The 6,272-nt window shown below is 63.4% G+C and carries 1 protein-coding gene; it reads left to right on the top strand.

Annotation, left to right across the window (positions count from 1 at the left end; all coding sequences use genetic code 11):
* The coding region (locus ACFQUU_RS28875) for an amino acid adenylation domain-containing protein (protein ID WP_382252046.1) at nucleotides 1–6,272 on the top strand (6,272 nt) is incomplete at both ends.

Genomic DNA, 6,272 nt, shown 5'->3' with positions numbered 1-6,272 from the left:
CTGTGGCCGGCTCGGGCACGGCGTTGATCGACCTGGAAGCCGACAGTGGCCGCTGGGCGCGGCAGGCTGCCGACAACCTTTCCCGTAGCGAAACCGGAGTCGAACCCGACCACCTGGCGTACGTGATTTACACGTCCGGCTCGACCGGTCAGCCGAAGGGCGTGATGGTTGCGCATCGCGGGGTGGGCAACCTGGCACAAGCGCAGATTGCCGGGTTTGAGATAGAAGCCGACAGCCGGGTGCTGCAGTTTGCGTCATTCAGCTTTGACGCCTGCGTGTCGGAGATTGTGACCACGCTGGTGCAGGGCGCTACGCTGGTTTTGCCGGCCAGTGACATGGTGCTGGCCGGGCCGGTGCTGGTGGAGATGCTGGCGCAAGAGCACATCACGCACGTGACCTTGCCGCCGGTGGTGCTGGCGGGCTTGCCGGAAGAAGCGCAGCTGAAGACGGTGCGCACGCTGGTGATGGCGGGCGAGGCATCGAATGCGGCGCTGGTGCGGCGTTTCGGGCGTAACCGTCGTTTGCTCAATGCCTACGGGCCGACCGAATACACGGTGTGCGCGACGATGCAGGTGTGCGACCCGCAAAGCGAGCAGGCACCGGCGATTGGGCGTCCGATTGCCAACACCCGGATTTATCTGCTGGACGTGCATGGTCAGCCGGTACCACAGGGGGTTGTAGGAGAAATCCATATCGGCGGGGTGCAGGTGGCACGCGGTTACCTGAACCGCGATGAACTGACGGCCGAGCGCTTTGTTGCCGACCCGTTTAGCAGCGAGCCGGATGCACGGATGTACAGGACCGGCGACCTCGGACGTTACCTGGCCGACGGCAGCATTCAGTTCCTGGGCCGCAATGACCAGCAGGTCAAGCTGCGCGGTTTCCGCATCGAACTCGGTGAAATTGAAGCGAAGCTGCTGGAGCAGCAAGGGGTGCGCGAAGCAGTGGTGATCGCACGCGAAGACCGGTCGGGCGACAAGCGGCTGGTCGCCTACCTGACGACCGATGTGCAGCTTGATACTGAAGCGCTGCGCGCAGTTCTGTCAGCAACGCTGCCCGAGTACATGGTGCCGGCGGCGTACGTGCAGCTCGACACCCTGCCGCTGACGCCGAACGGCAAGCTGGACCGTCAGGCGTTGCCGGCACCGGAAGGCGACGCCTACGCGAGTCATGCGTATGAAGCACCGGTCGGTGAAGTCGAAACCGCACTGGCTACGATCTGGGCCGAAGTGCTGGGCGTTGAGCAGGTTGGCCGCCACGACAACTTCTTCGCTCTCGGCGGCCATTCGCTGCTGGCCGTCAAGGTCGCCTCGCGTATGCGAGAAGCACAATTGCATGTGGATGTGCGTGCCCTGTTCACCGCACCTGACCTCGCCGCCCTGTCGCTTGCAGTCGCCAGCGACAGGGACAACCAAGAGCACGCCGTCGAAGTCCCGCCCAACCTGATCCCGTCCGGTTGCAGCGTGATTACCCCGGCGATGCTGACGCTGGTAACGCTGGGCGACGAGGACATCGCGCGCATACTGGAGCAGGTGCCGGGCGGTGCCACCAATGTACAGGACATTTATCCGCTAGCACCTTTGCAGGAGGGCATCCTGTTCCATTACCTGATGGAACGCGAAGGCGACGTCTACCTGTCGCCGACCCTGTTCAGCTTCGACAGCCGGGCGCGGCTCGACCGCTTCTTGCAGGCGCTGCAGGCGGTGATTGACCGGCACGACATTCTCCGCACCGCACTCCACTGGGAAGGCCTGGTCGAACCGGTGCAGGTGGTGTGGCGCAGTGCGCCGCTTCAGGTCGAAGAGCCAGTGTTGGATGCCGGACAGGGTGAGATCGCCGACCAGTTACGCCGGCGCTACGATTCGCGCCATTGCCGCATCGATGTGCGGCGTGCGCCGTTGATGGGCATCGCCATCGCCGAGGACGCAGCCAATGGGCGCTGGCTGATGCTGCATCTGCTTCATCACCTGTCGATCGATCACACGACGCTGGATGCCTTGCTGGTCGAAGTGCGCGCGTTCATGCTTTCGCGCGGTGACACTTTGCCCGTGCCCCAACCTTTCCGTAATTTCGTTGCCGACGCACGTCTCGGGGTCGGTCGCGCTGAACACGAAGCTTACTTCCGCGCCATGCTCGCAGACGTCGATGAGCCAACCCTGCCATACGGCATGAGCGACGCGCACGGCAACGGGGAAGCGATGCGCGAAGCGCAACGCGAGATCGATGCCGATCTTTCCCTGCGCGTACGTGCCACGGCGCGGGCCCTGAACGTAAGTGTGGCGAGCCTGTGCCATGTCGCCTGGGCACAAGTGCTGGCGCGCCTGGCGAACCGGAACGACGTGGTGTTCGGCACCGTCCTGTTTGGTCGCATGCAGGCGGGGGGCAGCGCCAACCGTGTACTCGGCATGTTCATCAATACCTTGCCAGTGCGAGTTCGCCTGGCAGAGCAGACGGCGGCCGGCAGCGTACAGCAGACGCATGCGCAACTGACGCAGTTGCTACGCCACGAACATGCCTCCCTTGCCCTGGCGCAGCGCTGCAGCGCAGTTGCTGCCCCTGCGCCTTTGTTCACCGCCATCCTTAATTACCGCTATTCGACCGAACCTGTGGTCGCCGACGACGGCGAGCATTGCGAGCCATGGGAAGGCATCGAACACCTGGGCGGTGAAGAACTGAGCAACTATCCGCTCAGTCTCGATATCGACGACCTTGGTGTCGGCCTGAGATTGAACGCGCAGGCACGGACGCCGGCCGATCCAGCCCAGGCATGCGAACTCATGTATGCCGCGCTCGCACAACTGGCGGGCGCGCTCGAAAGCACGCCAAATGTTCTGGTCACATCGATTGACATCCTGCCGCTGGCCGAACGCAAGCGCCTGCCATTCTACGGGAATGCGATCGATAGCACGTTTCCGGAATCGTCTTGCGTACATGAACTTGTCGAAGCACATGCCGTGCACAGTCCGAATGCGCCGGCTGTCTGTTTCGAAGGCTTATGCCTCAGCTATGCCGAGCTGAATGCACGGGCAAACAGGTTTGCCCGTTACCTGCGGTCCTGCGGCGTCGGACCGGATGCGATGGTTGCGCTGTGCATCGACCGCGAGCCCGACATGGTCATGGCCATGCTCGCAATCCTGAAAGCAGGCGGCGCCTATCTTCCGCTCGACCCGGATTATCCGCCTGAGCGCCTCGCATACATCATCGGCCACGCCCGGCCGGTTGCGATCGTATGCGGGGAGCGCGCCGTTGCCCGCATCAGCGAGGTGGTGCGTACGCATAATGCACCGGTCATCGCGCTCGGTACGGACCGGGCGACATGGCAGCAGGAGGACAGCGCTGATCTTCCTTGCGCAACCACGGGCGTCGGGCCGCATCATCTTGCCTATGTGATCTACACCTCCGGTTCGACCGGCGAACCGAAAGGGGTGATGGTCGAGCATCGCTCGGTCACCAGCCAGGTGAAGGCGCTTGCAAGCCGCTACCGTATCACTGCCAGCGACCGTGTATTGCAATTTGCATCGATCAGCTTTGATGCATCGGTGGAAGAGATTTTCTGCACGCTGCTGTCGGGCGCGACACTGGTACTGCGTAGCGATGCCTGGCTGGCAAATGCGCAGGTATTCTGGCAACTGTGCGAGGCGAACCGGATTAGCGTGGCCGATTTGCCCACGCGCTTCTGGCAGCAGCTGGCGACCGACACGTCCGCCGTCATCCCGCCATGCGTGAGGGCGGTGATCATCGGCGGCGAGGCGGTAGAGCAGGCCGCCCTGCGCCAGTGGTCCCAGCGTGACGGGCACCGGCCGGTTTTGTTCAATACCTACGGGCCGACCGAGACAACTGTAGTGGTTACGGTTGACGAGATCGTCGATGGCACCAGTTCGCATCGCTCGATCGGTCGTCCGATCGCAAATACCCGGATCTATCTGCTCGATGCCGGCCTGAGGCCGGTGCCGGTTGGCGTTGTCGGTGAAATCTGCATTGGCGGCGTAGGCGTTGCGCGCGGCTACCTTGCAAATTCCGGACTGACCGAAAAAAACTTTATCTTCGATCCGTTTCGCGCCGGTTCGGGCGCGCGCATTTACCGTACCGGAGACTTGGGTCGATACCTGCAGGACGGCACGGTGGAATTTCTCGGCCGCCGCGACAGTCAGGTCAAGATTCGCGGCTTCCGCATCGAGCTCGGAGAGGTCGATGCGGCGCTGGGGCGTCACCCGAACGTGCGCAATGCAGTGACCGTCGCCGTTGACGATCCGGTCGCCGGGCGCCGCCTTGCCGTTTGCTACACACCACACAACGAACCGGAAGATCCGCAGTCGTTGCGCCGCTTCCTGGCTGGTTTCCTGCCCGAGTACATGGTACCGACGCAGTTCATCGCACTGGACGCATTGCCACTGACGCCGAATGGAAAACTGGATCGCAAGGCATTGGCCAGGCAGGCATCGACAGGTGCACCACACAACGGCCACGGAGCGGACTACCAGGCGCCGCAAGGCGAGGTCGAAATCCGCCTCGCGCAGATCTGGGCCGAGGTCCTTGGCCTTGAGCGGGTCGGCAGGCAAGACCATTTCTTCGAACTGGGCGGCCATTCGCTGCTCGCCATCAGCCTGATCGAGCGCATGCGCCGCGCCGGACTGCACGCGGACGTGCGGGTCCTGTTCAGCACGCCGACGTTGGCGGAGCTGGCAGCTGCCGTCGGGGATACCCAAGCCATCGTTGCCGTTCCGCCCAATCGCATTCACCCCGGCTGCGAAGCCATCACGCCACAGATGCTTCCGCTGGTGCAGTTGTCGGAAGCGAACATCGACGACATCGTGCGCCATGTTCCCGGCGGCGCCGCCAACATACAGGACATTTACCCGCTGGCGCCGCTGCAGGAAGGCATCCTGTTCCATCACCTGATGGACGAGGAGAGCGATCCCTACCTGCTGCACGGGCTGTACAGTTTCGATAGCCGCGTACGTCTTGAATGCTTCACGGAAGCGCTGCAAACGGTCGTCGACCGGCACGACATCTTGCGCACCGCTGTACTCTGGGAAGGCATGCCGGAGCCGGTGCAGGTGGTGTGGCGCAAAGCTCTGATCGCGATCGAGGAGCTTACGTTCGATCCAAGCCAAGGCAGCCCGGCCGCGCAACTCGAGGACCGGTTCGATCCGCGCCACTATCGGCTCGACGTGCGGCGGGCACCGATGATCCGCTTGTTCGCCATGCACGACGTGGCCAACGGCCGCTGGCTGGCCTTGCTGCTGAACCACCACCTCGCGGGCGACCATACAACGCAGGAACTGGTTGTCAATGAAGTGAGAGCCTGCCTGCAGGGACAGGCGGCGCAATTGCCTGCTCCATTGCCATTCCGGAATTTCGTGGTCCAGGCCAGGCACGGGGTATCCCAGGAAGAGCATGAAGCCTTCTTCAGCCGCATGCTTGCCGACGTGGATCAACCGACCACGCCGTTCGGTTTGGCCGACGTGCGTGGCGACGGCACCGAAATCGTCGAAGCCGGGCTCAATGTCGATCACAGGCTTGCCGCACGTATGCGCAAACGCGCGCAAGCCATGGGCGTCAGCGCGGCGACGCTCTGCCATCTCGCATGGGCGCGCGTACTGGCGCAACTGACCGGGCGCGAAGACGTGGTGTTCGGCACAGTCCTCTTTGGCCGCATGCAAGGCGGCGATGGGGCCGACCGTACGCTCGGGCTGTTCATGAATACACTGCCGGTGCGGATAGACATGCGGGAGCGCAGCGTCCAGGACGGCGTGCGTCACACGCACGCGCTCCTGACGCAGTTGCTGCGCCACGAACATGCGTCGCTGGCCCTCGCGCAGCGATGCAGCGCAGTCCCGTCCGGTACGACGTTGTTCAGCGCCTTCTTCAACTATCGCCACAGTGTCCCGGCAGCCACGAACGAAGAGTCGCGGGACAACTGGGAAGGCATCGAAGCGCTCGGCGGCCAGGAGCGCACAAACTATCCGTTGACCTTTTCTGTAGACGATCTCGGCGAAGACTTCTACCTGACGGCCCAAGTGGAATTGCCGATCCAGCCGGAACGGATCTGCGCCTACATGCATACGGCGCTGGAAAACCTTATCGATGCGCTTGACCAGGCACCCGCGTCGCCCGTGGCCAGCCTCGACGTGCTGCCGGCGGCCGAACGTGCACTGGTGGTTGACACCTGGAACGCGACGCATCGCACGGGACGGCAGGGACGGCTGGTCCATGAGCTGTTTGCGGAACAGGCGATACGCACGCCGCGGGCGGTAGCGGTCGCCTGCGGC

The sequence above is a fragment of the Herbaspirillum sp. GCM10030257 genome (assembly GCF_042666555.1).
Taxonomy (GTDB): domain Bacteria; phylum Pseudomonadota; class Gammaproteobacteria; order Burkholderiales; family Burkholderiaceae_D; genus Noviherbaspirillum.
Note: the sequence above shows the minus strand (reverse complement) of the source record. Positions and strands in the feature narration are given on the sequence as shown.